General features: G+C 59.9%; 23 protein-coding genes. 13 read left to right on the forward strand and 10 right to left on the reverse strand.

Going from position 1 to position 26,598, the window contains the following annotated elements; all coding sequences use genetic code 11:
• The 3 genes from VOI29_RS07540 to VOI29_RS07550 form a co-directional block, all read right to left on the reverse strand.
• On the reverse strand, positions 1-293 hold a 293-nt coding region (locus VOI29_RS07540), incomplete at its 3' end, for a hypothetical protein (protein WP_323777498.1).
• 71 nt (positions 294-364) lie between these two features.
• Positions 365-1,426, reverse strand: coding sequence for a ferrochelatase (gene hemH / locus VOI29_RS07545; RefSeq protein WP_323777500.1), 1,062 nt, complete (start codon positions 1,424-1,426; stop codon positions 365-367).
• Positions 1,427-1,531: 105 nt separating this feature from the next.
• Positions 1,532-2,353, reverse strand: coding sequence for an SAM-dependent methyltransferase (locus VOI29_RS07550; protein WP_323777502.1), 822 nt, complete (start codon positions 2,351-2,353; stop codon positions 1,532-1,534).
• 13 nt (positions 2,354-2,366) lie between these two features.
• On the opposite strand from VOI29_RS07550, the gene VOI29_RS07555 reads away from it, so the two are divergent.
• From VOI29_RS07555 to VOI29_RS07570, 4 genes are all read left to right on the forward strand, one after another.
• Entirely contained in the window at positions 2,367-3,095 is a 729-nt protein-coding gene (locus VOI29_RS07555; protein ID WP_323777504.1) for a ComF family protein, read from the forward strand.
• Positions 3,096-3,177: 82 nt separating this feature from the next.
• Entirely contained in the window at positions 3,178-3,435 is a 258-nt protein-coding gene (grxC, locus tag VOI29_RS07560) for a glutaredoxin 3 (RefSeq protein WP_323777506.1), read from the forward strand.
• A 15-nt stretch (positions 3,436-3,450) separates the two neighbouring features.
• Positions 3,451-4,281 (forward strand): carbon-nitrogen hydrolase family protein, encoded by an 831-nt coding sequence (locus tag VOI29_RS07565; RefSeq protein ID WP_323777508.1) that lies wholly within the window; start codon positions 3,451-3,453, stop codon positions 4,279-4,281.
• Positions 4,281-4,721 carry a MarR family winged helix-turn-helix transcriptional regulator gene (locus VOI29_RS07570; RefSeq protein WP_323777510.1) on the forward strand — a complete coding sequence of 147 codons (441 nt, stop codon included), beginning with the start codon at positions 4,281-4,283 and terminating at the stop codon, positions 4,719-4,721. Before VOI29_RS07565 ends, VOI29_RS07570 begins: the two co-directional genes overlap by 1 nt.
• Before the next feature lie 291 nt (positions 4,722-5,012).
• Here VOI29_RS07570 and ubiG read toward each other — a convergent pair whose 3' ends face one another.
• A complete protein-coding gene (ubiG, locus tag VOI29_RS07575) occupies positions 5,013-5,759 on the reverse strand; it encodes a bifunctional 2-polyprenyl-6-hydroxyphenol methylase/3-demethylubiquinol 3-O-methyltransferase UbiG (protein WP_323777512.1) in 747 nt (248 codons plus the stop codon).
• A gap of 50 nt (positions 5,760-5,809) precedes the next feature.
• Between ubiG and pip the strand changes: the two genes are divergently transcribed.
• The 6 genes from pip to infB all read left to right on the forward strand — a co-directional run bounded on the left by pip (position 5,810) and on the right by infB (position 14,158).
• Positions 5,810-6,790 carry a prolyl aminopeptidase gene (gene pip, locus VOI29_RS07580; protein ID WP_323777514.1) on the forward strand — a complete coding sequence of 327 codons (981 nt, stop codon included), beginning with the start codon at positions 5,810-5,812 and terminating at the stop codon, positions 6,788-6,790.
• Positions 6,787-7,632, forward strand: a complete 846-nt coding sequence (locus VOI29_RS07585) for an ABC transporter substrate-binding protein (RefSeq protein WP_323777516.1) — start codon at positions 6,787-6,789, stop codon at positions 7,630-7,632. Before pip ends, VOI29_RS07585 begins: the two co-directional genes overlap by 4 nt.
• Positions 7,633-8,815: 1,183 nt before the next feature.
• Positions 8,816-9,406, forward strand: a complete 591-nt coding sequence (gene rimP / locus VOI29_RS07590) for a ribosome maturation factor RimP (protein WP_323777518.1) — start codon at positions 8,816-8,818, stop codon at positions 9,404-9,406.
• Positions 9,406-11,016, forward strand: a complete 1,611-nt coding sequence (gene nusA / locus VOI29_RS07595) for a transcription termination factor NusA (RefSeq protein ID WP_323777520.1) — start codon at positions 9,406-9,408, stop codon at positions 11,014-11,016. The genes rimP and nusA overlap by 1 nt, the downstream gene beginning before the upstream one ends.
• 26 nt (positions 11,017-11,042) lie before the next feature.
• Positions 11,043-11,663 carry an RNA-binding protein gene (locus VOI29_RS07600; RefSeq protein ID WP_323777522.1) on the forward strand — a complete coding sequence of 207 codons (621 nt, stop codon included), beginning with the start codon at positions 11,043-11,045 and terminating at the stop codon, positions 11,661-11,663.
• An 8-nt stretch (positions 11,664-11,671) separates the two neighbouring features.
• Positions 11,672-14,158 (forward strand): translation initiation factor IF-2, encoded by a 2,487-nt coding sequence (gene infB, locus VOI29_RS07605; RefSeq protein ID WP_323777524.1) that lies wholly within the window; start codon positions 11,672-11,674, stop codon positions 14,156-14,158.
• A 558-nt stretch (positions 14,159-14,716) separates the two neighbouring features.
• On the opposite strand, the gene mutT is transcribed toward infB, so the two are convergent.
• Genes mutT through VOI29_RS07620 form a run of 3 tightly spaced genes read right to left on the reverse strand, consistent with a single transcriptional unit; the run spans position 14,717 to position 17,192 of the window.
• Positions 14,717-15,115 (reverse strand): 8-oxo-dGTP diphosphatase MutT, encoded by a 399-nt coding sequence (gene mutT, locus VOI29_RS07610; RefSeq protein ID WP_323777526.1) that lies wholly within the window; start codon positions 15,113-15,115, stop codon positions 14,717-14,719.
• Entirely contained in the window at positions 15,112-16,338 is a 1,227-nt protein-coding gene (gene argJ / locus VOI29_RS07615) for a bifunctional glutamate N-acetyltransferase/amino-acid acetyltransferase ArgJ (protein WP_323777527.1), read from the reverse strand. Before argJ ends, mutT begins: the two co-directional genes overlap by 4 nt.
• A 2-nt stretch (positions 16,339-16,340) precedes the next feature.
• A complete protein-coding gene (locus VOI29_RS07620; RefSeq protein WP_323777529.1) occupies positions 16,341-17,192 on the reverse strand; it encodes a peptidylprolyl isomerase in 852 nt (283 codons plus the stop codon).
• Positions 17,193-17,369: 177 nt separating this feature from the next.
• Between VOI29_RS07620 and secA the strand changes: the two genes are divergently transcribed.
• The 3 genes from secA to VOI29_RS07635 all read left to right on the forward strand — a co-directional run bounded on the left by secA (position 17,370) and on the right by VOI29_RS07635 (position 22,871).
• A complete protein-coding gene (gene secA, locus VOI29_RS07625; RefSeq protein ID WP_323777531.1) occupies positions 17,370-20,072 on the forward strand; it encodes a preprotein translocase subunit SecA in 2,703 nt (900 codons plus the stop codon).
• Positions 20,073-20,228: 156 nt separating this feature from the next.
• Positions 20,229-21,293, forward strand: coding sequence for a hypothetical protein (locus VOI29_RS07630; protein ID WP_323777533.1), 1,065 nt, complete (start codon positions 20,229-20,231; stop codon positions 21,291-21,293).
• Between the two features lie 24 nt (positions 21,294-21,317).
• Positions 21,318-22,871, forward strand: coding sequence for a phosphate ABC transporter substrate-binding/OmpA family protein (locus tag VOI29_RS07635; protein WP_323777535.1), 1,554 nt, complete (start codon positions 21,318-21,320; stop codon positions 22,869-22,871).
• 87 nt (positions 22,872-22,958) lie between these two features.
• Here VOI29_RS07635 and radC read toward each other — a convergent pair whose 3' ends face one another.
• The 3 genes from radC to dnaK all read right to left on the reverse strand — a co-directional run.
• Entirely contained in the window at positions 22,959-23,723 is a 765-nt protein-coding gene (gene radC / locus VOI29_RS07640; RefSeq protein ID WP_323777537.1) for a RadC family protein, read from the reverse strand.
• A gap of 272 nt (positions 23,724-23,995) precedes the next feature.
• Positions 23,996-25,156 carry a molecular chaperone DnaJ gene (dnaJ, locus tag VOI29_RS07645; RefSeq protein ID WP_323777539.1) on the reverse strand — a complete coding sequence of 387 codons (1,161 nt, stop codon included), beginning with the start codon at positions 25,154-25,156 and terminating at the stop codon, positions 23,996-23,998.
• 78 nt (positions 25,157-25,234) lie between these two features.
• A partial coding sequence (gene dnaK / locus VOI29_RS07650) for a molecular chaperone DnaK (protein ID WP_323777541.1) occupies positions 25,235-26,598 on the reverse strand: 1,364 nt, incomplete at its 5' end.

Genomic DNA, 26,598 nt, shown 5'->3' on the forward strand with positions numbered 1-26,598 from the left:
ATGCGGTTTTGACCGTCTTCATCCGGTAGTTTCAGCAGCGACTGGCCATTTGCAGAGGCAATTACCCGCGGGCAGGGCAGATCCGGCTGGCGCGCGGCGATATGCTCAAACGCCTTTACTTGCATATCGACCAGCCAGGTCTCGCAGCCGGGGCGCATGGCTTTAAGTATATAACCCTTGCCATCTCTCCCTTTGGCCAGGAAGTTCAGGTCATACTCCCCATCGAGGCGGCTCAATTCCGCCTCGATCCCCCAATGCTGTTCAAGGGCGGCGGCCCAATGCGCAAGCGTCATCTAAAATCTCCCCGGTCTGGCAGTGTGCCCAGCGATCTAACATTGGATCCTATTTGGACCGGGACAGAGATTTAGTCTAGCCAGCCTAGCAGATTCTGCTCGATCACAGCGGCCAGTGCCGCAATGTGATCGTTATCATCGTTAAGGCAGGGGATATAAAGAAAGTCCTCGCCGCCGGCATGCATAAAGCTTTCACAGATCTCTTCGTTGATTTCTTCCAGCGTCTCGATGCAATCGGCCGAGAAGGCCGGCGCGATCACCGCGATGCTCTTCTTGCCTTCCTTGGCAAGCGTTGCGACGTGATCCACAGTGTAAGGCTTCAACCATTCTTCGGGTCCAAATACAGACTGGAAGGTAGTAGTGATCCAGGTATCCTCCCAGCCAAGCCGCTCCTTAAGCAGGCGTGTCGTCTTTTGGCACTGGCAGTGGTACGGGTCGCCCTGCATCAGGTAGCGCTTTGGCATACCGTGATAGGAAACCACCAGGATATCCGGGCGCCTTTCCGCTTTGGCATAGGCTACTTCCACCGATCGCGCCAAAGCGTCGATGTAAGCAGTCTGGTCGAAATAGGGCGCGATCGTGCGGGAGGCAGGCTGCCAAGGTTCATCCATAAGGGCGCGGAAGAACTGGTCGTTGGCAGTGCCGGAGGTGGCACCAGCGTATTGCGGGTAGAGCGGTGCAAACAGGATCTTTTGGCAGCCGGCCGCAACCATTTCCCGCACTTTGGATTTGGTCGAGGGGTTGCCATAGCGCATGCAGAAATCGACTACCACCTGATCGCCATACCGTGCTTTCATCGCCGCTGCTATCTTGCCGGTTTGGTCTTTAGTGATGGTCATCAACGGGCTTTCACCCCTGTCGTGGTTCCAGATCGATTTATAGGCGGCGCCCGAGGAGAACGGACGTTTGGTCAGGATGATCAGCTGCAGCAGCGGCTGCCATTTCCAGGACGGGTAGTCGATCACTCTTTTGTCGGACAGGAATTCGTTCAAATACCGGCGCATCGGCCAGTACGAAAAATTATCCGGCGTGCCGAGGTTGGCCAGAAGGATGCCGACCTTTTCCACCGGAATCTTAGGGTGATCTGCAGGGGCGTGGGCAGGGCATTTAGCGGTCCGGGCGGCGTCCAGCATTGGCAGGTCCTGTAGGGCTGAGAAATTGGTGGTTGGCGGCAAGTTACTGTCTTTACGCACAGAAGGCCAATTGGATCACATTGGTGCAGCCATAGCGAAAATTTATCAGGGCTTGAGCTTGGTTTCCGGCACTCTCAACGCATCGGCGAGGCGCATCCGTGCAGTGCCGGGGCGCAAGGGCTTCTGCTGGTTGTCCGACGGCGACCAGCCGGTCAGGCAGACCAGCTCGAACGTGGCGGGCAGCCGCCCTTCTGCGTTGGCAAAATGTTCCTGATAGATGTGATCGGCGAGCTGAAAAAGGGCACGTGGCGCCGGGTTTTTCAGCCGCTGGGCAAGGACGTTGGTCTCTCCCATACCACGCAGGTCGTGGATCAGATGGGTGAGGTTGCGGTACTCGGCAGTCAGCGGTACCAGATCCGCTACCGGCAGAGCAAAACCCGCCCGCTGCAGTAAACCGCCCAGGTCGCGGATTTCCCCCATGGGCGCAACGCGCGGTGAAAGGCCTCCCATCACCACGGTTTCTGCCTCAGCCATGGCCGCGCGCAATTCTTGCAAGGTATGACCGCCAAGCATGACAACCAGCAGCAGACCGTCCTCCTTCAGCGCACGACGGCACTGGATCAGCTGGCCTACCGCGTCATTGGCCCAATGGAGGCACATGGCGTGGATCAACACATCATGGGCACTTTCTTCCAGCGCCAGCACATCGTTATCAGGAACCACTGCGGCACCGGGTAGAAATCCCTCCCAGACTTCCGGGAAAGGGCAGACAACGGCGGGCGCTGTAAAGCGTCTGTTAACCATGTTCAGGCGATCCTCGACCTCATCCCGCGCCATCCGGTGCAGAAACAGGGCATCGGCACGCCGGCGTGCGCGGCGGGCCGCCAGGGTGCGACGGTCGAAAAGCTGTGCAGGTGCTTGTGTCATGGGAGCTATTTAGATGCTGTTGGGTGGGATTCAAACCGCTGTTTCATTGATATACCCGCCGCAATGCATGAACTGCGGAGGGCTGGTTGGCAGCGACTTTGGCCTGTGCGGTTCCTGCTGGGCCGAGATGCATTTCATCAGCGGCACGGTCTGCGAGGGCTGCGGCGCCCCATTGCCGGGCGAGGCGGATGGCTTCCGCCTGGAATGCGACAGCTGCCTGCGCCATCCACGTCCTTGGAGCCAGGGGCGATCTGCGCTGCTTTATGAGGGGCAGGGCCGCAAGCTTGTTCTGGCACTGAAACATGGTGACAGGACGGAAATTGCGCACATGGCCGCTGCATGGCTGGAGCGGGCTGTGCAGCCATTGCTGGAGGATAATCCTCTGATATGCCCAGTACCGCTGCATTGGACCCGGCTGCTGAAGCGTAAGTATAACCAATCCGCCTTGCTAGCTGGTTCAATGGCGAATCGCACGGAATTGGAGTTTTGCCCGGACCTGCTGAGCAGGTTCCGGCGGACCCCCGCACTGGAAGGCAAGACGCGGGACCAGCGTTATCAGCATTTGGGTGCTGCAATTACGACCCACCCAAGCCGGAAAGGGCGGATCAAAGGGCGGACGGTTCTGATCGTGGATGACGTGATGACCTCCGGCGCCACCCTCAGCGCTTGTACTGATGCCTGCCTGCTAGCCGGAGCAGCAGAAGTGCGTGTTGCGGTGCTGGCCCGTGTCACGCGAGCGTGAAGCGGCGCGCCCGCCTCTGGCAATTGTTGCAATGAATGCCCAATTCCTCCACAACCTTCGAAATCAGATCATGGGGTCCTGAATGAAAACCGTTGAAATCTACACCTCGCCGCTGTGCGGATTTTGCCACGCGGCCAAGCGTCTGCTGAACCAGAAGGGGGTCACCTTTTCGGAGATCAACGTTTTGGCGCAGCCGGATCGCAAGGCAGAGATGATTCAGCGCGCTAATGGCGGTCGCACGGTGCCGCAGATCTTTATCGGCGACACCCATGTCGGCGGCTGTGATGAGCTTTATGCGCTGGAGCAGGCGGGCAAGCTCGACCCGCTTCTTGCAGCCTGAACCGGGAGAGACAGAATGCGCGCAGCTCTGATTCAGATGACGTCCACCGACATCCCTGCTGAAAACCTGGAAACGGTGAAGACGATGATGGCTGAGGCTGTCCGCGGCGGGGCAGGGTTTGTGCTGACGCCGGAGGTCACCAATTGCCTTTCCGGCAGCCGGACGCATCAGAATGTTGTGCTTTGCCATCAAGAAGACGACCCGATCCTCGAAACTTTGCGTGGCGAGGCCGCGAAACATGGGGTGTGGCTGCTGCTGGGTTCGCTGGGGATTAAGACCCACGATGAGGACGGGCGTTTCGCCAACCGGCAGTTTCTGATTTCCCCATCTGGGGAAATCAAAGCATGCTATGATAAGATCCACATGTTCGACGTGGAGGTCACCCCAGAGGAAACTTACCGCGAATCCGATGGCTACCGCCCGGGTACGAAGGCGATTGTGGCAGAAACACCATTCGCCAATATCGGCATGACGATCTGTTATGACGTGCGCTTTCCTCATTTGCACCGGGCCTTGGCCAAGGGAGGCGCGCAGATTCTCACAGCGCCGGCAGCGTTTTCCTATGTTACGGGCGCGGCTCATTGGCATTCGCTGCTGCGTTCCCGGGCGATCGAAACCGGCTGCTTTGTGCTGGCCCCGGCGCAGACCGGCCAGCACCCGGCCTCTCGCGGGCCCAGCCGCAAGACCTATGGCCATTCGCTGGCTGTGGCCCCTTGGGGCGAGGTGCTTGCCGACGCGGGCCAAGAACCAGGCGTGACTTTCGTTGATCTTGATCTTGAAAAAGTGGCAGAAGCGCGCAGACGCGTGCCGTCCCTGACTCACGACCGGGAGTTTGACGAACCCTGATGGATGAGACCCATTCCCTGGCGGTATCGCTGTTCAGCGAAATTCTTATGGCTGACCAGCTGGCGCGGTCACGTCTTAGCAAAGTGCTGCCCAAAGGGATGGAACTGTCGCATTTCTCGGTGCTGAACCACTTGGGTCGGGCCGGGTTGGAACGCTCGCCCGCGCAGCTGGCCAAAGCGTTTCACGTGACCCGCGGGGCGATGACCAACACGCTGAGCAAGCTGGAAGTTGCGGGATACATCCATGTCCGCCCCGATTGGGACGATGCAAGGCGCAAAATGGTGGCCATCAGCCCGGCTGGCAAGCAGGCCCGTGACGCGGCACTGGCCGGGATCATACCGGTGATCTCGGAAGTTGTGGGTGAATTAGGCAGCGATCGGGTCCGGGCGACCTTGCCTATTTTGCGCGAACTGCGCGGCAAGCTGGAAGAGAGTGGCTGAGAGGCAGAATCCAAGCCGTCATTTGCCCGGCATAAAAAGGGACGCCTGCAAACAAGCGCCCCTTTTCCCCACCATGCCGTGAATGGCAATCGTACAGCTAATGGGCAGCCTCTGAAGTGACGCCCGCAAGCATCCGATAGATTCGTAGCTTGTGCCCGGTCGCGGCTCAGAAAAATAAACCAAGCCCGCGTGTTACAAATACCAAGCGAGGCGCGATGACTAAAGAGAGCATAAGGATTACCACCTATCCTTTAGCATAGGCGGCAGCTGAAACCGGCCGGCGAAGGCACCTCAGCCCGGTTTTACGCTGGCGGTCACATAGTTTACCGACAAATCTCGTTCGGAGATGGACCAGTTCCAAGTGATCGGATTGAACACGAACCCCTTTCGGTCCACCGGCTTCAGCCCGGCCTTGCGCAGCAGCTCGAACAGCTCGTCCGGGGTAATGAACTTTGACCATTCATGGGTGCCCCGCGGCAGCCAGCGCATGATCACTTCAGCTCCGATAATGGCCATGGCAAAGCTTTTGGGGTTGCGGTTGAGCGTCGAGCAGATCTCCAGCCCGCCCGGTTTCAGCAGCAGCTGGGTCGCCGTCAGATAGCTGACCGGGTCGGCAACATGTTCCACCACTTCCATGTTGAGCACCACGTCGAATTGCTCGCCGGCCTCGGCCAGCGCTTCGGCGGTGGTGTGGCGGTAGTCAATCTCCAGCCCGGACTGTTCGGCATGAATGCGGGCGACCGGCAGGTTGCCTTCTGCGGCATCGGCGCCCACAACTGTTGCACCCAACCGCGCCATGGGCTCGCTAAGCAGCCCGCCGCCACATCCGATATCCAGCAGCCGCAGTCCTTTGAACGGGTGCTGTGACGTCAGGTCGCGGGCGAATTCCCCGGCGATCTGACGGGTAATATAGTCAAGCCGACAAGGATTTAGCATGTGCAAAGGCTTGAACTTGCCGTTCGGATTCCACCACTCTGCCGCCATCGCTTCGAATTTTGCGATTTCGGCAGGGTCGACCGTGGATTGAGGCGCTTGCATTCCTGTCTCCGTGTGCTCTTTTGTAGTCTGACGTTTCACTAAGGTCAGTAATGGATAGATACCCGGACCAAAAGCGCGCTGTGCATTATCTTTACCCGCCGGTCGAGCCCTTTGACCAGCGTATGATCGACGCAGGCCAGGGCCACCGCATATATGCCGAGCAAACCGGTAATCCCAATGGTATTCCCGTGATCGTGTGCCATGGCGGCCCTGGCGGCGGCAGCAGCCCGGCAATGCGGCGGTATTTTGACCCGCATGTGTACCGAATCATCCTGTTCGACCAGCGCGGATGCGGCCGCTCGCGCCCCTATGCGTCGTGTGAGGACAACACCACCTGGCATCTGGTTGCCGATATGGAGCTGATTCGAAGTCAGCTCGGCATCGAATCCTGGATTCTGTTCGGCGGCAGCTGGGGGGCGACACTGGCGCTGATTTATGCCCAGACCCACCCCGGCCGGGTCCAGCAAATCATCCTGCGCGGCGTGTTCCTGATGACCCGCGCTGAATTGGATTGGTTCTATGGCGGCGGCGCCGGCAAATTCTGGCCCGAAACCTGGGCCAAATTCGTTTCTCTGATTCCGGATGCTGAGCGCAGCGACATGATCGCCGCCTATCACAAGCGGTTGTTTTCCGGAAATTTGGAAGAGGAAATGCGTTATGGCCGCTCCTGGTCTGCATGGGAGAACGCGCTGGCTTCGGTGCATTCCAACGGTCAGAGCGGAGAAAGCCCCGGAGATTACGCCCGTGCCTTTGCCCGGCTGGAGAACCACTATTTCATCAATAGCGGTTTCCTCGATTACGATGGCCAGATCCTCGCCAATATGGGCCGGATCTCTCATATTCCCGGGGTCATCGTGCAGGGCCGTTACGATATGATCTGCCCGCCGTCTTCTGCCTGGCGCCTGAATGAGCTGTGGCCGAATGCGGAGTTGAAGATGGTGCGCAATGCCGGCCATGCTTTGTCAGAACCGGGAATCAGCGCTGAGTTAGTCCGGGCGATGGACCGGATTGCAGGAGAACTTGTGCCATGACGCGCATAGACCGCCGCGCGCTGTTCACATCGGGTGCAGCTGCTGCTCTGCTGGCAGCAGCAGGCGGGTCGGTCAATGCATCTCCGAAGGCCGGCGGCGTTTTTCGCCTTGCCGTTCCGCGCGAAGGCGGGATGCTGGAACAGGCCGCCCGCGGTGCAGTCTATGATACGCTGACTGAAATCGCCGCCGATGGACTGCTGCGCGGTGAACTGGCCACTGGCTGGCATTCGACGCAGGATGCAAAGACCTGGACCTTCGATTTGCGCGCGGGTGTGACGTTTCATGACGGTACGCTTTTCTTGGCAGAGGACGCAGCAGCCTCGCTTGCCACACAAGGTATTGCCGGTGCGGAGGTGCGAGCGATCACCGCGCTGGGCAGTCGTCAGCTGCTGATTGAGCTGACCCAAAGCAATCCGCATTTGCCCTATCTGCTTGCCGGCACCGATCAAATTGTTGCACCTGGCGGAGAACTGCCTGTGCCGTTGTCCAATGCGATTGGCACTGGATGCTACAAAGTGGAGCGCGCGCAGGAAGGCCGCCATTTCCGAGCTTGCAGTGTTGAACATCACTATAAATCTGGCACAGCAGGCTGGGTGCAGACCGTGGAGATCATTGTGATCCCTGATGCGGAAATCCGGGCCGAGGCTCTGCGCGACGGTTATGTTGATGTGGCAGCGCTCCCGGAACCGCGCGGGCTGCTGAAGCGCGGCGCGTTCTTTTATCACCCCTCATCCAGCGACATGGCCCTGGCCGCCCGGCAAAATGTCGGTATTCCGCGCACGGTAGGGCGGCGATCACCACTGGATGACGGGCGCATTGCCGAGCGCTGGTGGCTGGCCTGACCGGCTATCCTCAATTTGACGCTGCAGCTCTCCTAAAGCATGTAGGCAATAACGCTTTGGATAGCCTCGCTTTTCTTCAAACATCTGCAATTCATGCGGTTTTCGCGCATCGCCCTTTTGGAATGTGATGGAAAGGAAGCGAGCTGGTTTTCGTACTGAGATATATCGCCATTGGTTTGGTGATGAGCAGACTGGCGGCCGCCCGCAGGAAGATTGCGGGAAAGTTGGCGGAAACGGAGATGGGAAGATGAAGCAAGCGCAGGCGGCATTCGCTGATGAAAAGCTGACGGCCTGCATGGGGGGTGAGGTGGACACTGGCCTGCTCAGCCGGGTCGTGCTTGCGCTGAACTAAGATGCGGTTTCGGCGCAGTGTTCACAGCCTCTGAAAATTCGGTGGCTGCGTTGCGGGCCGTCTTATCCGCCGCGGCGCTGGCTGCCTCGCCGATGGCGTAAGGCTGATTCCCTCATCCCGTCCCGCCTGTGCCTTGCGGCAGCGGGTTGCCGGAAAGCCGATGGTTGCCGGCCGGGGAGTTCTTTCCAACTACATGCTGCAGGGGGACCCAGCCGCAAAAGGCACCGGGCTGGAATGCGGCCGCGGCATTCGACCAGTCGTTCTGCATCATTTACGCTGTGGCGAATGCCGGGCAGGCGTCCGGAGTGACGGCCAAAGTGCTGGCCGGGTTTTCCATCGGTCAGAGCGTCGACCCGTTTCCTGCTCGATCTGCCAAGAGGCGGGAATTCAAAATGCGCCTGGCTGCTTGGCTTCAAAGATAAACCCCTATTGCAAATGGCATTTCTGGACCCGGACGGCGTACCGGTCGCCTTTTGCATCACCTGCTCCGCCGGCGCCGGCAAGGCAGTGCAAGCGAGTTTCTGGCTGGCATGGCCGTTGCCACCCGGGTCAGTGAAGGCATTGTTTATCTGGTGATCGGCGGCCAGGATCAGGGGGTCGTGGGTGGGGTTGCGGCGGATATTCAGGGCAAGCTGGGGTAGCAGTCCGGCAGTCAGCCGTTTTGCGCGCTGCACGATCCTCTTGCAGTTTTGGGCGAACCGTCCTATATGCCTTTGACAACAGCGGCGCGTTGAACCTCTGGTTTAAGGCTCCACCGGGAATTTCAACGGGCCGCGCGCCCGTTTTTTTGTGCCCGCAGGCCATTGCCTGCAAGCCCCAAGTGGAGGTCTGATGACCAACGACCTGATTGCCAAAGCTGCCATCGACCGGCGCCTGGCCGAGATCATCACCCCGGTGATCGAGGACTTGGGTTATGAGCTGGTGCGGATCCGGCTGATGTCTGGTAAGGCAACCACATTGCAGATCATGGCCGATAAGCCGGATGGCGGCATCGAAGTGGATGACTGCGCTGATATCTCCAATGCGGTAAGCGCCGTGCTGGACGTTGAGGATCCGCTTATCGACGCTTATGCGCTGGAAGTGTCGAGCCCCGGCATCGACCGCCCGCTGACGCGGATGAAGGACTTCGAGATGTTCGAAGGTTACGAGGCCAAGCTGGAAACCGCCGAGATGGTCGGCGGCCGCCGCCGCTTTAAGGGCGAACTGGCGGGAACTGAAGAGGACGAAGTCCTGATCAACATTGAGGATCAGGGCGAGACCGTGACAATCGGATTGAAGTTTGACTGGCTGAGCGACGCCAAGCTTGTTCTGACCGATGATTTGATCAAGGAAATGCTGCGCCAGCGCAAAGAGGCCGGCACGCTCAACGAAGACGCATTCGACGAAATCGAGACCGAAGAGTCCGAAGAGGAGAAAAAGTAATGGCTATCACCTCTGCAAACCAGCTGGAGCTGTTGCAAACCGCCGAGGCCGTGGCGCGCGAAAAGATGATCGACCCAGGTCTGGTCATCGAGGCGATGGAAGAGAGCCTCGCCCGTGCGGCCAAAAGCCGCTACGGCGCCGAAATGGATATTCGGGTGTCTATCGACCGCAAGACCGGCCGGGCAAAATTCACCCGCGTACGCACCGTGGTGGCGGAAGAAGAGCTGGAAAACTACCAGGCCGAGATGACGGTCGATCAGGCACGCCAGTACATGGCCAACCCAGAAGTAGGCCAGACCTATGTCGAGGAAGTGCCGCCGGTTGAGATGGGCCGGATCGCCGCGCAATCGGCCAAGCAGGTGATCCTGCAGAAAGTCCGCGAAGCCGAGCGCGACCGACAGTACGAAGAATTCAAGGACCGTGCCGGAACCATCATCAACGGCCTGGTCAAGCGCGAAGAATACGGCAACGTCATCGTCGATGTGGGCGCCGGCGAGGCGATCTTGCGCCGCAACGAGAAGATCGGCCGCGAGAGCTATCGCCCGAACGACCGGGTGCGCTGCTATATCAAAGATGTGCGCCGCGAACCGCGCGGCCCGCAGATCTTCCTGTCCCGCACCGCGCCGGAATTCATGGCCGAGCTGTTCAAGATGGAAGTGCCGGAAATCTATGACGGCATCATCGAGATCAAGGCTGTGGCCCGCGACCCCGGTTCGCGCGCCAAGATCGCTGTTATCTCTTACGACGGCTCGATCGATCCGGTCGGCGCTTGTGTGGGTATGCGCGGTTCCCGCGTACAGGCCGTGGTGAACGAGTTGCAGGGTGAGAAAATCGACATCATCCCCTGGAATGAGGACCAGCCGACATTCCTGGTGAATGCGCTGCAGCCGGCTGAAGTGACCAAGGTTGTGCTTGATGAAGAAGCAGGCAAGATCGAAGTTGTCGTTCCTGAGGAACAGTTGAGCCTGGCTATTGGCCGCCGCGGGCAAAACGTGCGCCTGGCATCACAGTTGACTAACCTCGACATCGACATCATGACCGAAGAGGAAGAATCGGCCCGCCGCCAGAAGGAATTCGAAGCGCGCACCAAGCTGTTCATGGAAACCCTGGATCTGGACGAATTTTTTGCCCAGCTGCTGGTTTCTGAAGGCTTTACGAACCTAGAAGAAGTCGCCTATGTCGAACTGGACGAACTGCTGGTTATCGACGGTGTCGATGAAGGAACCGCAGGGGAACTGCAAGCCCGTGCCCGCGACTACCTGGAAGCCAAGGCCAAAGCGGCGCTGGATGCCGCCCGTGAACTGGGTGCTGAAGACAGCCTGATTCAGTTCGAGGGCCTGACCCCGCAGATGGTAGAGGCCCTGGCCAAGGACGACGTGAAGTCGCTGGAAGATTTCGCTACTTGTGCGGATTGGGAACTGGCCGGCGGCTGGACCAACGATGGCGGCGAACGGGTCAAGGACGATGGTATCCTGGAACCTTTCGGCATGACGCTGGAGCAGGCGCAGGATCGGGTGATGACTGCCCGTATCATGCTAGGCTGGGTTGATCCGGCTGAGCTGGAAGAAGACGCAGTTGAAGACGATGACGAAGAGGAAGGCGAAGCCTGAATTGAGGCTTTGCGGAGGGGAACTGCATGACACGCGGCGGCGCCACAAAAGACCGGACCGACGGGAGCGAACGCAAATGCATCGCAACCGGCGAGATCCAGCCCAAACAGGGCCTCATCCGATTCGTGATGGGTCCTGACGGGCAAGTTGTGCCTGATGTGATGGGCAAGCTGCCCGGCCGCGGTGTCTATGTGGCGTCCAGCCGGGCGGCATTGGAAACCGCGGTCAAGAAGAAGCTGTTTTCCCGCAGCTTCAAGGCCCAGGTTCAGGTGCCGGACGATTTGGTTCAGGAGGTCGAGCGGCAGGTTGCCCGCCGGCTTGTCGAGCTGATCAGTCTGGCGCGTAAGTCGGGCGATGCTGTGTCCGGCTTCGAACGGGTGAAAGACTGGCTGTACAAAGAGGACGCCCGGGTGCTGATCCAGGCTTCTGACGGGTCAGGGCGCGGGAAGTCGAAGCTGAGCACCCCCTACAAGGGCAAATTCATCGGCTGCCTCACGGCGGACGAGCTGGGACTGGCATTTGGGCGCCAAACTGCAATACATGCCGCCCTCGCCTCTGGCGGACTCAGCAAACGTGTTGTAGATGAGGCGCAACGACTGCAAGGTTTGCGCGAAATGGTGGGCGGCGACGGCCGCACGGAAGGATAAGAAGCTTTATGAGCGATAGTGACGGCAAAAAGACACTGGGTCTGCGTGGGAGTTCCCGTCCGGGGAACGTGAAACAGAGTTTCAGCCATGGACGGACCAAGAATGTCGTAGTGGAAACCAAGCGCAAGCGCGTTGTGGTTCCCAAGCCGGGTGCGGCCAAGGGGGGCAGCGGTGCTGCACCATCCACATCCGGATCGCGCCGGCCTGCCGGCATCAGTGACGCAGAGATGGAGCGCCGCCTGAAGGCGCTGCAGGCCGCCAAGGCACGTGAGGCCGAAGAAACGGCCGCTCGGGCTGCCGAAGAAAAAGCGCGTGAAGAAGAGCGGAACCGCCGCCGCGCCGAAGCGGAAGCGAAGGAACGCGAACAGCGCGAAGCCGAGGACCGAGCTAAGGCAAAGCAGGAAGAAGAAGAGCGCAAGAAGCGTGAAGCTGAAGTGGCAAAAGAACGTGCCGCTGCTGCTGCCGCTGCGCCTGCTGCCGACACGCCCAAAGCGGCGCGCCCGGCGCCGAACAAACCTGCGCCTGCTGCCGCGCCGCGCAAAGCAGACCGTGAACGCGAACAGCGTCAGAACCGCGGCAAGGGCCAGGACGATGGCCGCCGTTCGGGTAAACTGACTTTGGGGCAGGCCACTGGCGGCGGTGGCAATCGCCACCGGTCGATGGCGTCGATGAAGCGCAAGCAAGAGCGTGCCCGGCAAAAAGCTATGGGCGGCCAGGTCGAGCGTGAAAAGGTCATCCGTGATGTTCAGCTGCCCGAGGCGATCGTGGTTTCTGAACTGGCCAACCGGATGGCGGAGCGCGTTGGCGAAGTTGTCAAATCGCTGATGAACATGGGCATGATGGTCACGCAGAACCAGACCATCGATGCCGACACCGCAGAACTGATCATCGAAGAGTTCGGCCACAAGGTGGTCCGGGTGTCTGCCTCCGACGTTGAAGACGTGATTAAGGAGATTGAGGACAAGGAAGACGATCTGAAACCGCGTCCGCCTGTCATCACCATCATGGGCCACGTTGATCATGGCAAGACTTCGCTGCTGGATGCAATCCGGGATGCCCGGGTTGTGGCTGGCGAAGCCGGCGGCATTACCCAGCACATCGGCGCTTATCAGGTGAAAACCGAAAGCGGCACTGTGCTGAGCTTCCTCGATACGCCCGGCCATGCGGCCTTTACCTCGATGCGCTCGCGTGGCGCTCAGGTGACGGATATCGTGGTTCTGGTTGTGGCCGCAGATGATGCGGTGATGCCGCAGACCATCGAAGCCATCAACCACGCCAAGGCGGCGCAGGTTCCGATGATTGTGGCGATCAACAAGATTGACAAGCCGGCTGCTGACCCGACAAAGGTTCGTACTGACTTGCTGCAGCACGAAGTAGTCGTGGAAGCGATGTCCGGTGACGTGCAGGACGTTGAGGTTTCCGCTGTTACCGGCCAGGGCCTCGACGAGCTGCTGGAAGCCATTGCATTGCAGTCGGAAATTCTGGAACTGAAGGCTAACCCCGACCGCGCCGCTCAAGGCGCCGTAATCGAGGCACAGCTGGATGTGGGTCGCGGCCCCGTGGCAACCGTGCTGGTTCAGAATGGGACCCTGCGCCAGGGCGATATCTTTGTTGTGGGTGAGCAATACGGCAAGGTACGTGCGCTGATCAACGACAAGGGCGAACGCGTCCAGGAAGCCGGCCCGTCGGTCCCGGTCGAGGTTCTTGGCCTGAACGGCACCCCGGAAGCAGGCGACGTGCTGAACGTGACCGACACCGAAGCACAGGCGCGTGAGATCGCAGAATACCGTGAGCAGGCCGCAAAAGATAAGCGTGCCGCTGCTGGTGCGGCGACCACGCTGGAACAGCTGATGCAGAAGGCCAAGGATGACGAAAGCGTCTCCGAATTGCCGATCTTGCTCAAAGCTGACGTGCAGGGGTCCGCGGAAGCCATCGTGCAGGCGATGGAAAAGATCGGCAATGACGAGGTGCGCGTTCGCGTGCTGCATTCGGGCGTTGGTGCGATCACCGAAACCGATGTCGGCCTCGCAGAAGCCTCCGGTGCGCCGATCATGGGCTTCAACGTCCGTGCCAACGCTTCGGCCCGCAACACCGCCAACCAGAAGAGCGTCGAGATCCGTTATTATTCGGTGATCTATGATCTGGTGGATGATGTGAAAGCGGCGGCTTCCGGCCTGCTGTCTGCCGAGATCCGCGAGAATTTCATCGGATACGCGCAGATCAAGGAAGTCTTCAAGGTTACCGGGGTTGGTAAGGTTGCCGGCTGTCTGGTCACCGAGGGGATCGCCCGCCGTTCGGCTGGCGTGCGTCTGCTGCGCGACAACGTGGTGATCCACGAAGGCACGCTGAAGACCCTGAAACGCTTCAAGGACGAAGTGTCCGAAGTCCAGTCTGGCCAGGAATGCGGTATGGCGTTCGAAAACTACGATGATGTCCGTCCGAACGACGTGATTGAGATCTTCGAGCGCGAAGAAGTCACCCGTACCCTCGACTGATCGTTGCTAAAGTCAGATTTATGAGCAGGCCCTGGCACCTTTGCCGGGGCCTGTTTGTTTCTGCAGGATTTCTTAAGCGTACTTCACTGTTACGTGCCGCAGGGGCTGAAGCGCCTTTAAAGGCTCCGCTAACCAAGTTCGTCGAGCCGGGAGATCAGGACTAGGGTTCGGCCCTGCCGTTCTACGCACGCCTCTGCGTCCAGCACGTTCGCCCGGCCGACGTGTTTCTGGACCGCCCGCTCGTGGGCGGATGTCGTCGGGATTTAAGCGATGGAAGCCGCGGTGACGCGCCCGGCCGGTTTCCTAATGCAGTAGTCAAACGAAGAGCGAGCGGTCAGAGGGCGCTGTATGACCCTCGAAATCGTCGCCGCCATCGGCAACACAGCCCGCATGGGCCCGGCGACAGTCGCCGCTTTGTAACTGCGGCCGGGCCGAGGATGAAGAATGAAGTCACAGCAGGACCCGGGACACTACTATAAGTCCGATTTATAACCCGGAAAACCGAGTAAATTCACCGTTGGGAAAGTCTTGAACCGCCGTGGTGCAGCTACCTGCGTGTTACAACCAGTCCCGAAGGATCGGAATCAGCGGGATATCGGCCGGTGGCATTGGATAATCCCGCAAATCCTGCGGCCGCACCCATGTCAGGGTCTGCCCCTCTTTGGCTTGCGGAATGCCGTCCCACTTACGGCAGGCAAAAAGCGGCATCAGCAGGTGGAAATCCTCGTAGGAGTGGCTGGCGAAGGTCAACGGCGCCAGGCAGGACGCCCAGGTGTCAATGCCCAGTTCCTCCTGCAATTCACGGACCAGGGCTGCCTCCGGTGTTTCGCCTGGCTCAATCTTGCCGCCCGGGAACTCCCACAAACCGGCCATGGATTTTCCTTGGGGACGCTGGGCCAGGAGCACGCGCCCATCCGCGTCGATGAGCGCGACAGCAGAAACAAGGACCACCTTCATGACCGGTAATCCGCGTTGATCGAGATATACTGATGGGTCAAATCGCAGGTCCATACCGTGGCCTTACCCGCACCCAGTCCCAGGTCGACTTTTATGGTGATCTCCTGTTTCTTCATCTCCGCAGCGCCGAGATCTTCCTTGTAGTCCGGTGCGACCCAGCCCTTTTCGGCGACTCGCACGTCGCCAAATGAGATTGACAACAGGTCCCGGTCGGCTGCGGCGCCGGATTTTCCAATTGCCATTACCACCCGGCCCCAGTTCGGGTCTTCGCCCGCAATCGCGGTTTTCACCAGCGGAGAGTTGGCGATGGCCAGGCCATGAACTTTGGCATCCGCATCCGAGGCCGCGCCGGTCACCTGAACTTCCACGAATTTGGTGGCGCCTTCCCCATCGCGCACCACCTGGTGCGACAGGTCAAGCATTACCCGCTCCAGGCCTGCTGCAAACTCCTCGTTTCCTGTTGCGTCGACGCCCGAAGCACCGGTGGCGCACAACATCAGGCTGTCTGAGGTCGAGGTGTCGCTGTCCACGGTGATGCAGTTGAACGTGCGGTTGCAGATTTCCGCCAACTGCGCCTGCAGGTCAGCTTGTCTGACCTTCGCATCGGTGAATATGTAGACGAGCATCGTAGCCATATCCGGGGCGATCATGCCTGAGCCCTTGGCGATGCCGGCGATCTTCACTGTTTGGCCACCGATCCCCACCGTGGCGCTGGCACCTTTGGCAAAAGTGTCGGTGGTCATGATCGCCTTGGCGGCGCCTTGCAGCGCGTTTTCGCTTAAACTCCCGTTCAGCTCGCCGATCTTTGCTACAATTCGATCATGCGGCAGCGGTTCGCCAATGACGCCGGTAGAGGCAGTAAAGACGCGTCCGGCAGGCAAGCCGGTTGCATCCGCAACGGCAGTTGTGATCTCTGCCACCGAGCTTTGCCCGTAATGGCCAGTGAACGCATTGGAATTGCCGGAATTGACCAGGATCGCGGCACCGGTGTCAGCATCGCCGCCCAGTTTGGCCTGGCAGTCCAGAACAGGTGCGGAGCGGGTCGTGGACCGGGTGAACACCCCGGCAACCGCAGTGCCCGGGTCCATGACCGCCAGCATCACATCGGTTCGGCCCTGATATTTGACCCCGGCCGCGGCTGATGCAAAACGCACGCCCTTGATCACCGGAAGGTCGGGGAAGCTGGCCGGAGCCAGCGGCGAGACGGGCAGGGGGGCTCCCATGATCAGTGCCTTACCAGGCTAAGGTCTTTGAGAACTGCAGGATCCAGATCCTCGATCTCAGGCCGTTCGATTTCTGCGGACGCGGTCAGTTCATTCACGCTCTCTTCCACTGCCCGTTGACGCAATTCCTCGGCCAGCTGAGCCCGGACCTCTTCGAACTCGGGGGCTTCAGCTTTTCGGCGTTCATGCAGCAGGATTACATGCCAGCCGAACTGGGTTTTCACCGGGGCGGAAATCTCACCCGACTGAAGCTTCAGAACAGCGTCTTCAAATTCCGGCACCATACGGCCGGTGGTGAACCAACCCAGATCGCCGCCGCTAGGGCCAGAAGGGCCGGTGGATTTTTCTTTTGCAAGCGTGGCAAAATCGGCACCGGCGTCCAGTTCCTTTTTGACGTCCTGCGCGTCCTCCTCACTTTCAACCAGGATATGGGCGGCGTGAAACTCGTCACCACCGTCACCGGACGAATATTTCGCGTCATAGGCTGCGCGCAGCGCGTCCTCGCCGCTGGCCTTTTCCATGACCATATCGATCACATTGGCGGCCAGCATGGCGCGTTCTTCGTTTTCGACAGATAGCTGCACGTAGCGGGGCACTTCACCATTCATCTGCTGTTTCAACGCGGTTTGCTGAACCAGCTGATCCAGAATGGCGTTGTAGAGCACGTCATCGGGCAGCTCTTTGTACTGGGAAGGCAGATTCTCCCGGGCCATGACCATATGGCCGATAGTGATCTTCTCGCCATTGACCGAGGCAACAACCGTGTTGGCATGGGGCGCTGCGACTGCGGCCAGCGGCAGCGCAGCACAGGCCGCCACCGCAGCACCACGCAGAAAAGTGAGACCTTTACGCATTGAAAACTTCCTATTCCTAGGCCGTATAAGGGCCTGCCGTTGACACTCAATAGCCTGCCGCTTACATCGCCATGAGGCCATTGGCAGGATCGTCTTACCACCATTGTTTATGGGTTGCGGACACGGCGGGCAAGCCTGCCCGATGCAAAGGCCGGACATAGGATCGCTGGAGAAAACATGCTGGGTTTCGGAACACTCGCCAAAAAGGTTTTCGGCACACCGAATGACCGTAAAATTAAGGCGACACGGCCGCTGATTTCACAAATCAACGGGCTGGAGGACACGTTCGCGAAGCTCAGCGATGACGGGCTTAAGGAAAAAACCGAAGAGCTGCGCAAGCGCGCATTGGGCAGTGAGAGCCTGGACGCGCTTCTGCCCGAAGCCTTTGCCAACGTGCGCGAAGCGGCCAAGAGGGCGCTTGGCTTGCGGGCCTTTGACACCCAGCTGATGGGCGGCATCTTCCTGCATCAGGGTAACATCTCCGAGATGAAGACCGGGGAAGGCAAGACCCTGGTGGCGACATTCCCCGCCTACCTGAATGCGCTGACCGGCAAGGGCGTGCATGTGGTAACCGTGAACGAATACCTGGCCACGCGCGACAGTGAATGGATGGGGAAAGTGTTTGCGCAGCTGGGCATGACCACCGGTGTGATCTGGTCGGGGCAGGGCGACGCTGAGAAAATGGCCGCCTATAACAGCGACGTCACCTATACCACCAACAACGAGCTGGGTTTCGACTATCTGCGCGACAACATGAAACCGTCGCTGGATCAGGTGTTCCAGAAACAGCACAACTTTGCCATCGTCGATGAAGTCGACTCGATCCTGATCGACGAGGCCCGCACCCCTCTGATCATTTCCGGCCCGGCTGAAGACAGGTCCGAGCTTTATTCAACCATTGATAAAGTGATCCCGCTTCTGTCCGGAGATCACTATGAGATCGACGAGAAAACACGTGGTGTGACCTTTACAGAGGACGGCAACGAATATCTGGAACAGACGCTGCGCGAGCACGGGCTGCTGGACGAGGATGCCTCGCTTTACGATCCGGAAAGCACTTCCGTTGTCCACCACGTGAACCAGGCCCTGCGTGCGCACAAGCTGTTCCAGAGGGACAAGGACTACATCGTCCGCGATGGCCAGGTGGTGCTGATCGACGAATTCACCGGCCGGATGATGCCAGGCCGCCGCCTCTCCGAAGGGCTGCACCAGGCTATCGAGGCCAAGGAAGACGTGCAAATTCAGCCGGAAAACACAACGCTGGCTTCGGTGACGTTCCAGAACTACTTCCGTCTGTATGAAAAGCTGTCCGGCATGACCGGCACCGCGATGACCGAAGCGGAGGAGTTTGCCGAAATCTACAGCCTCGGCGTGGTGGAAGTGCCGACCAACCGCCCGATTGCGCGGGTGGATGAGGACGATCAGGTCTACCGCACCGCCCGCGAGAAATACGAGGCGATGATCAAGGAAGCCAAGGTCGCACATGAAAAGGGCCAGCCGGTTCTGCTGGGCACCACGTCGATCGAGAAATCCGAACTGCTGAGCCAGCTGCTGCAGGAGGACGGCATTCCGCACAACGTGCTGAACGCCCGCCACCACGAGCAGGAAGCGCAGATCGTCGCCGATGCCGGCCGCTATGGCGCGGTGACCATCGCAACCAACATGGCCGGCCGCGGCACCGACATCCAGCTCGGCGGCAACGTTGAGATGAAGGTACTGGAGGCGCTGGAACAGAACCCGGAGGCTGATCCCGCAGAACTGCGTGCCGCCGAGGAAGCCAAGCACGCTGAGGAAAAGCAGAAGGTGCTGGACGCAGGCGGGTTGTTTGTGATGGCTTCCGAGCGCCACGAAAGCCGCCGCATCGACAACCAGTTGCGCGGCCGTTCCGGCCGTCAGGGTGATCCCGGCCGCACCCGGTTCTATCTCAGCCTCGAAGACGATCTGATGCGCATCTTCGGATCGGAACGGCTGGATAAACTTCTGTCATCGCTTGGTATGAAAGAGGGCGAGGCGATCATTCATCCTTGGGTGAACAAATCTCTGGAACGTGCGCAGGCCAAGGTCGAAGGCCGCAACTTCGACATGCGCAAGAACGTTCTTAAATTCGACGACGTGATGAACGACCAGCGCAAGGTGATTTTTAACCAGCGCCGCGAGATCATGGCGGCCGAGGACCTCTCGGAGATCGTCGATGACATGCGTCACGAGGTGATCGACGACCTGCTCGATACCCATATGCCACCGAAGACCTACGCCGACCAATGGGATACCGCTGGTCTGCAGGAACAGGTGCGCGAGATGCTGTCGATCGACGCGCCTGTGGCCGAATGGGCCGCCGAAGAAGGCGTCGATGACGAGCAGATCCGCGAACGTCTGGTCGCGGTCTCCGACAAGATGATGGCGGAAAAAGCCGCGGCCTTTGGCCCGGAAAACATGCGCAACATCGAAAAGCAGGTGCTGCTGCAGACCATTGATAAGAAGTGGCGCGAACATCTGCTGACTCTGGAGCACCTGCGCTCGGTAGTTGGTTTCCGCGGCTACGCCCAGCGTGATCCGCTGAATGAGTACAAGAACGAAAGCTTCCAGCTGTTTGAAACCATGCTCGATTCCCTGCGAGAGGAAGTCTCGCAGCAGCTCAGCCGCGTGCGTCCGATGACCGAGGAAGAGCAGCAGCAGATGCTGAAAGAAATGGCTGCCCGCCAGGCCGCAATGCAGCAAATGGCGGTGCCGCAGCCTACGGCAGCCGCAGCCCCTGCAGAGGATCCGGAACCGGGTTTTGCGGAGGATGATCCTGCGACTTGGGGAAACCCCTCGCGCAATGACAAATGTCCTTGCGGGTCGGGCAAGAAGTTCAAGCACTGCCACGGCAGTCTGACCTGAGATCCGGGGAAAGCGCGCAGGCTTTTTTTTTGAAGCTGCGCCCGGCGGCGTGTGGGTGATTTCCCGTACGTTTCTGGCCTTTTGGAAAAGATTGCTTCCCTTGTGCAAGGCGCTGTGCAAGGCACAGCGCGCTGTCCCGTCAGGAAAACTCTGGCAATGCCAAAGCACGGGGGGCGGGCTTGGATCTGTTTCCCTACGCGAAACAAAGATGGCGGGGTTGCCGTATTTGCCGGAATCTCTCCTGTTGGCCGCCACAAACCGGCCGGCATTTTCAGGCAAGCTTCCTTAACCGAACAGGTTCAGGAGGATCTTATGCAAAGCAAACAGGTGATACTGACAAGCGCGTTGACGCTGGCTTGCGCCATGGGCATCGGATTCTTCATGCAGTCCTCCGGCCGGGGCTTGGCGGTCAGCATGGCCGGACGGACCGCTGCGGCCGATCCTGAACTGCCAGGGGAGCCCGATGCTGCTCAGCTGCGAATCGAAAAGATAACGCTAACTTCGGTGCCGGCTGCTGCAAGCGAGTTGGAAGCGGGAAGCCAGCCAGGCGAACCTTTGCAAACAGTGTCCTGCCAGATGACGGCCGCGGCTGAAGCAGCCCCGATGGCAATGGTTAGACTATCGGTTGAAGCGTCTTGCAGACCAAACGAGCGCTTGACCGTGCATCACAGTGGCATGACCTTTACTGCTTCTTTAGACCAGTCCGGCCGGTTCAGCGCGCAGGTGCCGGCATTGGCCGGGACGGCCGTCTTCATCGCGGAGACCGCGAACGGTAGCGGAGCTGTGGCCGTTGCGGAGGTAGATGGTCTTGAAGCTATTGAGCGGATTGTTCTGCAGTGGACCGGTAACAGCGGTTTCGAAATTCACGCTCGCGAGTTTGGTGCCGCTTATGGCAGCGCTGGCCATGTCTGGCGCGGCGCGGCCGGGGCCGGGGCCGGGCAAGTGGCCCGCCTGGGCGACGACAGCCAATTGGCACCGCGTATCGCCGAGATCTACAGCCTGCCACGCACCATAAGTGAATCCGGCACTGTGTCTCTGACTGCTGAGGCCGAAGTTACGGGATCCAATTGCGGCAGGGATATTTCTGCTCAGGCGCTGCAATTGCGAGGTGGACAGCTCACCAGCCGGGATTTGGTGATGGCAATGCCCGATTGCGATGCAATGGGCAGCTTTCTGGTGTTGAATAATCTGGTAGAAGATCTGAAAATCGCAACCAACTGATTTGCGGTAACTTCAGGTATCCATATGATCGTCTTTCGTGCGGCCGTTTGCGCCGCACTTTTTCTGACATACTTTGCGCGCGGTCTTGCAGCCCAGGATGTCACCCTTTCTTCCCCCGATGGCGCGGTTGAAATCACTGGCACCTTGCTGGGGTTCGACGGCGAATTCTACCGGGTACAGACCCAGTTCGGCGAACTCACCGTCGATGGCTCAGGTGTGGCTTGCGATGGACCAGGCTGCCCCAGCCTGTCAGGATTCGTTTCGGAAATCACGCTGGCTGGCTCCTCAGCCATGTCTGAAGTGCTGCTGCCTGCGCTGATCGAAGGCTTCGCCTTGCGGAATGGCTATCAGACACGGTTGGAAGCACTGCCGGAGGGGAATTTCAGCCATGTTTTGCTGCGCGGGCAAACGCCGGCTGCACGCTTCACCTTCCTGGCCAGCAATACCGACGGGGGATTTGCGGCTCTTATCGCGGACGAAGCGGATGTGACGATGGCGCTGCGGGAGATTCGCCCGCTTGAACAGAAGGCTGCCCTCGCCGCTGGACTGGGTGATCTGACCGGACCGGGCCGCAGCCGGGTTCTGGCGCTGGACGCTTTTGTTCCGGTGGTGGCGCCCAGCAATCCGGTACGCGAGATTTCATTGCCGCAGCTGGCTGGGATATTTTCCGGCCAGATCACCAATTGGGAAACGGTTGGCGGTCCTGATGCGCCGATTTCGCTGCATATGCCGGTTTCCGGATCAGGCCTTGCCCAGGCGGTGGAGGATCGGCTGATGGTGCCTTTTGGAGCGGGGTTCACACAACGCATCCGCCGCCACGACCGCAGCAGTACACTTGCCCGGCGGGTTCTGGTCGATCCTTTTGCTATAGGTATCGCCAGCTTTGCCGAGAAAGGCGCGACGCGGATGCTGACGTTGACGGGCCCCTGCGGGTTCTCTTTGCAGGCCAGCCGCAGGGCGGTAAAGACTGAAGACTATCCGCTGACGGTTCCTATGTTCCTTTACCTGCCGTCCCGCCGTCTGCCCAAGGTTGCTCGGGATTTCCTGGCGTATGTGCGAGGCCCTGCGGCGCAGGCAGTTATTCGTCGGGCGGGATTTGTCGATCAGGCGCCGGAGCTGATCCCGGTCAGCCGCCAGGGAAGGCGTTTGGCAAATGCGATCCTGGCTGCAAAAGAAGAATCCGGGCTGGATGAGCTTCAGCGGCTGGTGACCCTGATAGGCGGCATGCGCCGCTTGACCATCTCATTCAGGTTCGAGCCTGGATCGGCGCGCCCGGATGCGCAATCCCGCAGCAACGTCGAACAGCTGGCCCGCGCGCTGGAGGCAGGAGAGTTTGACGGAAAAGAGCTTGTATTTGCCGGGTTTTCTGATGGGATCGGGGCAGTTGAAGGCAATCGGCAAATTGCTCTGCAGCGGGCCGGAGCAGTTCAGGAGGCGGTGATGAAAGCTGCGGAGACGGCAGATGCAGGCCGGGTGCGGATCAGCACTCATGGCTTTGGCGAGGCGCTGCCGATGGCCTGTGACGACAGCGAATGGGGCCGCCAGATCAACCGGCGGGTTGAGGTCTGGGTACGCTGACGCACACCACCCACGCAGGTTTCCGTGTGCGTTGCGGTGCATCCAGGATCCCCAGATAACCCAGGGGCCGGGCATCGCGCTGCGGAGCTAGAGATAGCCTTGGGCGCGAAAACTTAGTTCGGTGGATTTACCGATGATCAGGTGATCGTGCAGGGTGATGCCAAGCGCGGAGAGGGCGGCCTGAACTTGAGTGGTCATATTGAGGTCACTGTCAGATGGAGTTGGATCTCCGGACGGGTGATTGTGCACTAAAATCAACGCGCTGGCATTGATCTCAAGAGCCCTTTTGGCAACCTCCCGGGGGTAAACCGGGACATGGTCCACGGTGCCGCGGGCCTGTTCTTCGTCGGCGATCAGTACGTTTTTGCGATCCAGAAACAGGATTCGGAACTGCTCTGTTTCCAGGTGCGCCATGGTGGTGTGGCAATAGTCAAGCAGCGCATCCCAGCTGGAAATCACCTGCCGCTGCATGATCCGGGCCCGAGCCATGCGGTGAGCAGCAGCCTCGAGCACTTTGAGGTCGGTTATCACAGCATCACCAATGCCTTTGACAGCCGCCAGCCGCTCGGGGGAGGCGGACACGACACGGTTGAAATCTCCAAAACTATTAAGCAGTTGCCGAGCCAAAGGTTTCACATCCCGGCGTGGAATGGAGCGGAAAAGAACCAGTTCCAGCAGCTCGTAATCCGGCATTGCCGCAGCACCGCCCTGCATGAAGCGGTCGCGCAGGCGGGCGCGGTGATCCTTGATGTAGGAGGGCAGACGGCCGGGCGAGAGCGGGGCCGCAGGGGCCACTTCGCTGCCGGGAAACAGCGGCAGGGAGACGTCCTCAAAGGCGGGGTCCTGTGCCATGACGCTATGGTGCCGCCATCATGGTTGAGGAAGTGTTAATGCAGGCCGCGCTGCAGCTGCAGCAGAGGGGGTGACATGTGTGCACCCCCTGTACACTCTCTGTGCACCGCTGCAGTGCAGTTCGTCCGGCGCCTTCGGCTTGTTCCGGGCTGGGGGGATAAAAAGAAAAGCGCCCCGGTCGGGGCGCTTTTTTTTGTGTCACATTTGGCAATGCCCGGGACTCCGCCCGTTCGGCCCTGAAACGCTCGCCCGGAGTGTTTCCAGGACGGGCCTCACCCCTTCATGCCATCCCAGAAGCTTTTCACCGAAGAGAAGAAGCTGCGGGATTCGGGGTTGGTGTTGTCCTCGGACATTTCCTCAAACTCGCGCAAAAGCTCTTTCTGGCGGACGGTGAGGTTGACCGGGGTTTCCACAGCCAGTTCGATGAACATGTCGCCGGTGGCACCGCCGCGCAGCGCCGGCATGCCTTTGCCGCGCAGGCGCATCTGGCGGCCTGACTGACTGCCCTCGGGGATCTGTACCCGACCGCGGCCGCCGTCGATGGTCGGCACCTCGATGGAGCCGCCAAGGGCTGCCTTGGCCATGCTGACCGGCACCCGGCAGTAGAGGTTGTTACCGTCGCGCTCGAACAGGCTGTGCGGCGCAACTTCGACAAAGATGTAGAGATCGCCTGGCGGGCCGCCGCGCAGGCCGGCTTCGCCTTCGCCGGCAAGGCGGATGCGGGTGCCGGTTTCGACCCCTGCCGGGATGTTCACCGACAGCGAGCGGTCCTTTTCCACCCGGCCGTGGCCATGGCAGGACTTGCACGGGTTCTTGATGATCTGCCCCAGGCCCGAACAGGTCGGGCACGTGCGTTCGACGGTAAAGAAACCCTGCTGGGCGCGGACCTTGCCCATGCCGGAGCAGGTCGGGCAGGTGGTCGGTTCCACACCGCCCTCGGCGCCGGTGCCCTCGCAGGAGGTACAGGAGACCGAAGTGGGCACTTTGATGGTTTTGTGCAAGCCGCCAAAGGCGTCCTCAAGCGAGACCCGAAGGTTGTAGCGCAGGTCAGCTCCGCGGGAGGCCCGCTGCCGTCCGCCGCCGCCGCCGCGCTGGCCGCCCATGAAGTCGCCGAACAGATCGTCGAAGACGTCAGAGAAGGCAGAAGAAAAGTCGCCGCCGCCAAAGCCTTGGCCTTGTCCGCCACGCTGTCCGCCGCCCATGCCATTTTCAAAGGCGGCATGGCCAAAGCGGTCATAGGCTGCCTTTTTCTCGGCGTCCTTCAGGACGTCGTAAGCCTCGTTGGCTTCCTTGAACTGCGATTCGGCGTCCGGATTATCGGAATTCCGGTCGGGGTGCAGTTCCTTGGCCTTCTTGCGAAAGCCTTTTTTGATTTCGTCTGCGGTGGCGCCTTTGGTCACGCCCAGAACGTCGTAGTAGTCGCGTTTTGACATCGGATAACCCCATCTGCCTCAACGAAAATGGGCCGGTCCGGGGTCCGGACCGGCCCGCTATAGCCTGTGTATCAGGCGTTAGCGCTTGTCGTTGTCCAGGTCTTCGAATTCCGCGTCAACAATGTCGTCATCCGCCGGGCTTGCAGCTTCGTCCGCCGCGGCCGGCTCTTCTTCACCGTCCGCTTCTGCCTGTGCCTTGTAGATCGCCTCGCCCAGTTTCATCGCAGCTTCGGTGACGTTCTGGATGCCGGATTTGATCTTCTCGGCGGTCGCTTTTTCGTTTTCCAGTTCGTCTTTCAGCGCGGCCACGGCCAGCTCGATCACCTCGACGGTGGACGGGTCGACCTTTTCACCATGCTCTTCCACAGATTTCTCGGTCGAGTGGATCAGCGATTCGGCCTGGTTTCTGGCTTCGATCAGCTCGCGGCGCTCCTTGTCGGCCTCGGCGTTCTCTTCGGCGTCCTTGACCATCTTTTCGATGTCGTCGTCGGACAGGCCGCCCGATGCCTGGATGGTGATCTGCTGTTCCTTGCCGGTCGCCTTGTCCTTGGCGCCGACCGACACGATGCCGTTGGCGTCGATGTCGAAGGTCACTTCGATCTGCGGCATGCCGCGCGGTGCCGGCGGGATTTCCTCGAGGTTGAACTGGCCGAGCATCTTGTTGTCGGCGGCCATTTCACGCTCGCCCTGGAAACAGCGGATGGTCACGGCGTTCTGGTTGTCTTCCGCGGTCGAGAACACTTGGCTCTTTTTGGTCGGGATGGTGGTGTTGCGATCGATCAGGCGGGTGAAGACACCGCCCAGGGTTTCGATGCCCAGCGACAGCGGGGTCACGTCGAGCAGCACCACGTCCTTGACGTCGCCCTGCAGAACGCCGGCCTGGATGGCCGCGCCCATGGCAACCACTTCGTCCGGGTTGACACCTTTGTGCGGTTCCTTGCCGAAGAATTTGGTCACTTCTTCGATCACACGCGGCATACGGGTCATACCGCCGACCAGAACCACTTCGTCAATGTCGGAAGCGGAAAGGCCAGCGTCCTTCAGGGCCGCTTTGCACGGATCCATCGAACGCTTGATCAGGTCGGAGACCAGGCTTTCCAGCTTGGCGCGGGTCAGCTTCATCACCATGTGCAGCGGCTGGCCCGAGGAGGGGTCCATCGAGATGAACGGCTGGTTGATCTCGGTCTGCGAGGTGGAGGAGAGTTCGATCTTGGCTTTCTCAGCGGCCTCTTTCAGGCGCTGCAGGGCCATCTTGTCCTTGGACAGATCGACACCGTTTTCCTTTTTGAACTGGTCCGCCAGGTAGTTGACGATACGCATGTCGAAATCTTCGCCGCCCAGGAAGGTGTCGCCGTTGGTCGACTTCACTTCGAACAGGCCGTCGTCGATTTCCAGAATGGTTACGTCGAAGGTCCCACCGCCAAGGTCATAGACCGCGATAG

Origin of the sequence: Leisingera sp. (genome assembly GCF_034669605.1) — a bacterium.
Classification (GTDB): Bacteria; Pseudomonadota; Alphaproteobacteria; order Rhodobacterales; family Rhodobacteraceae; genus Leisingera.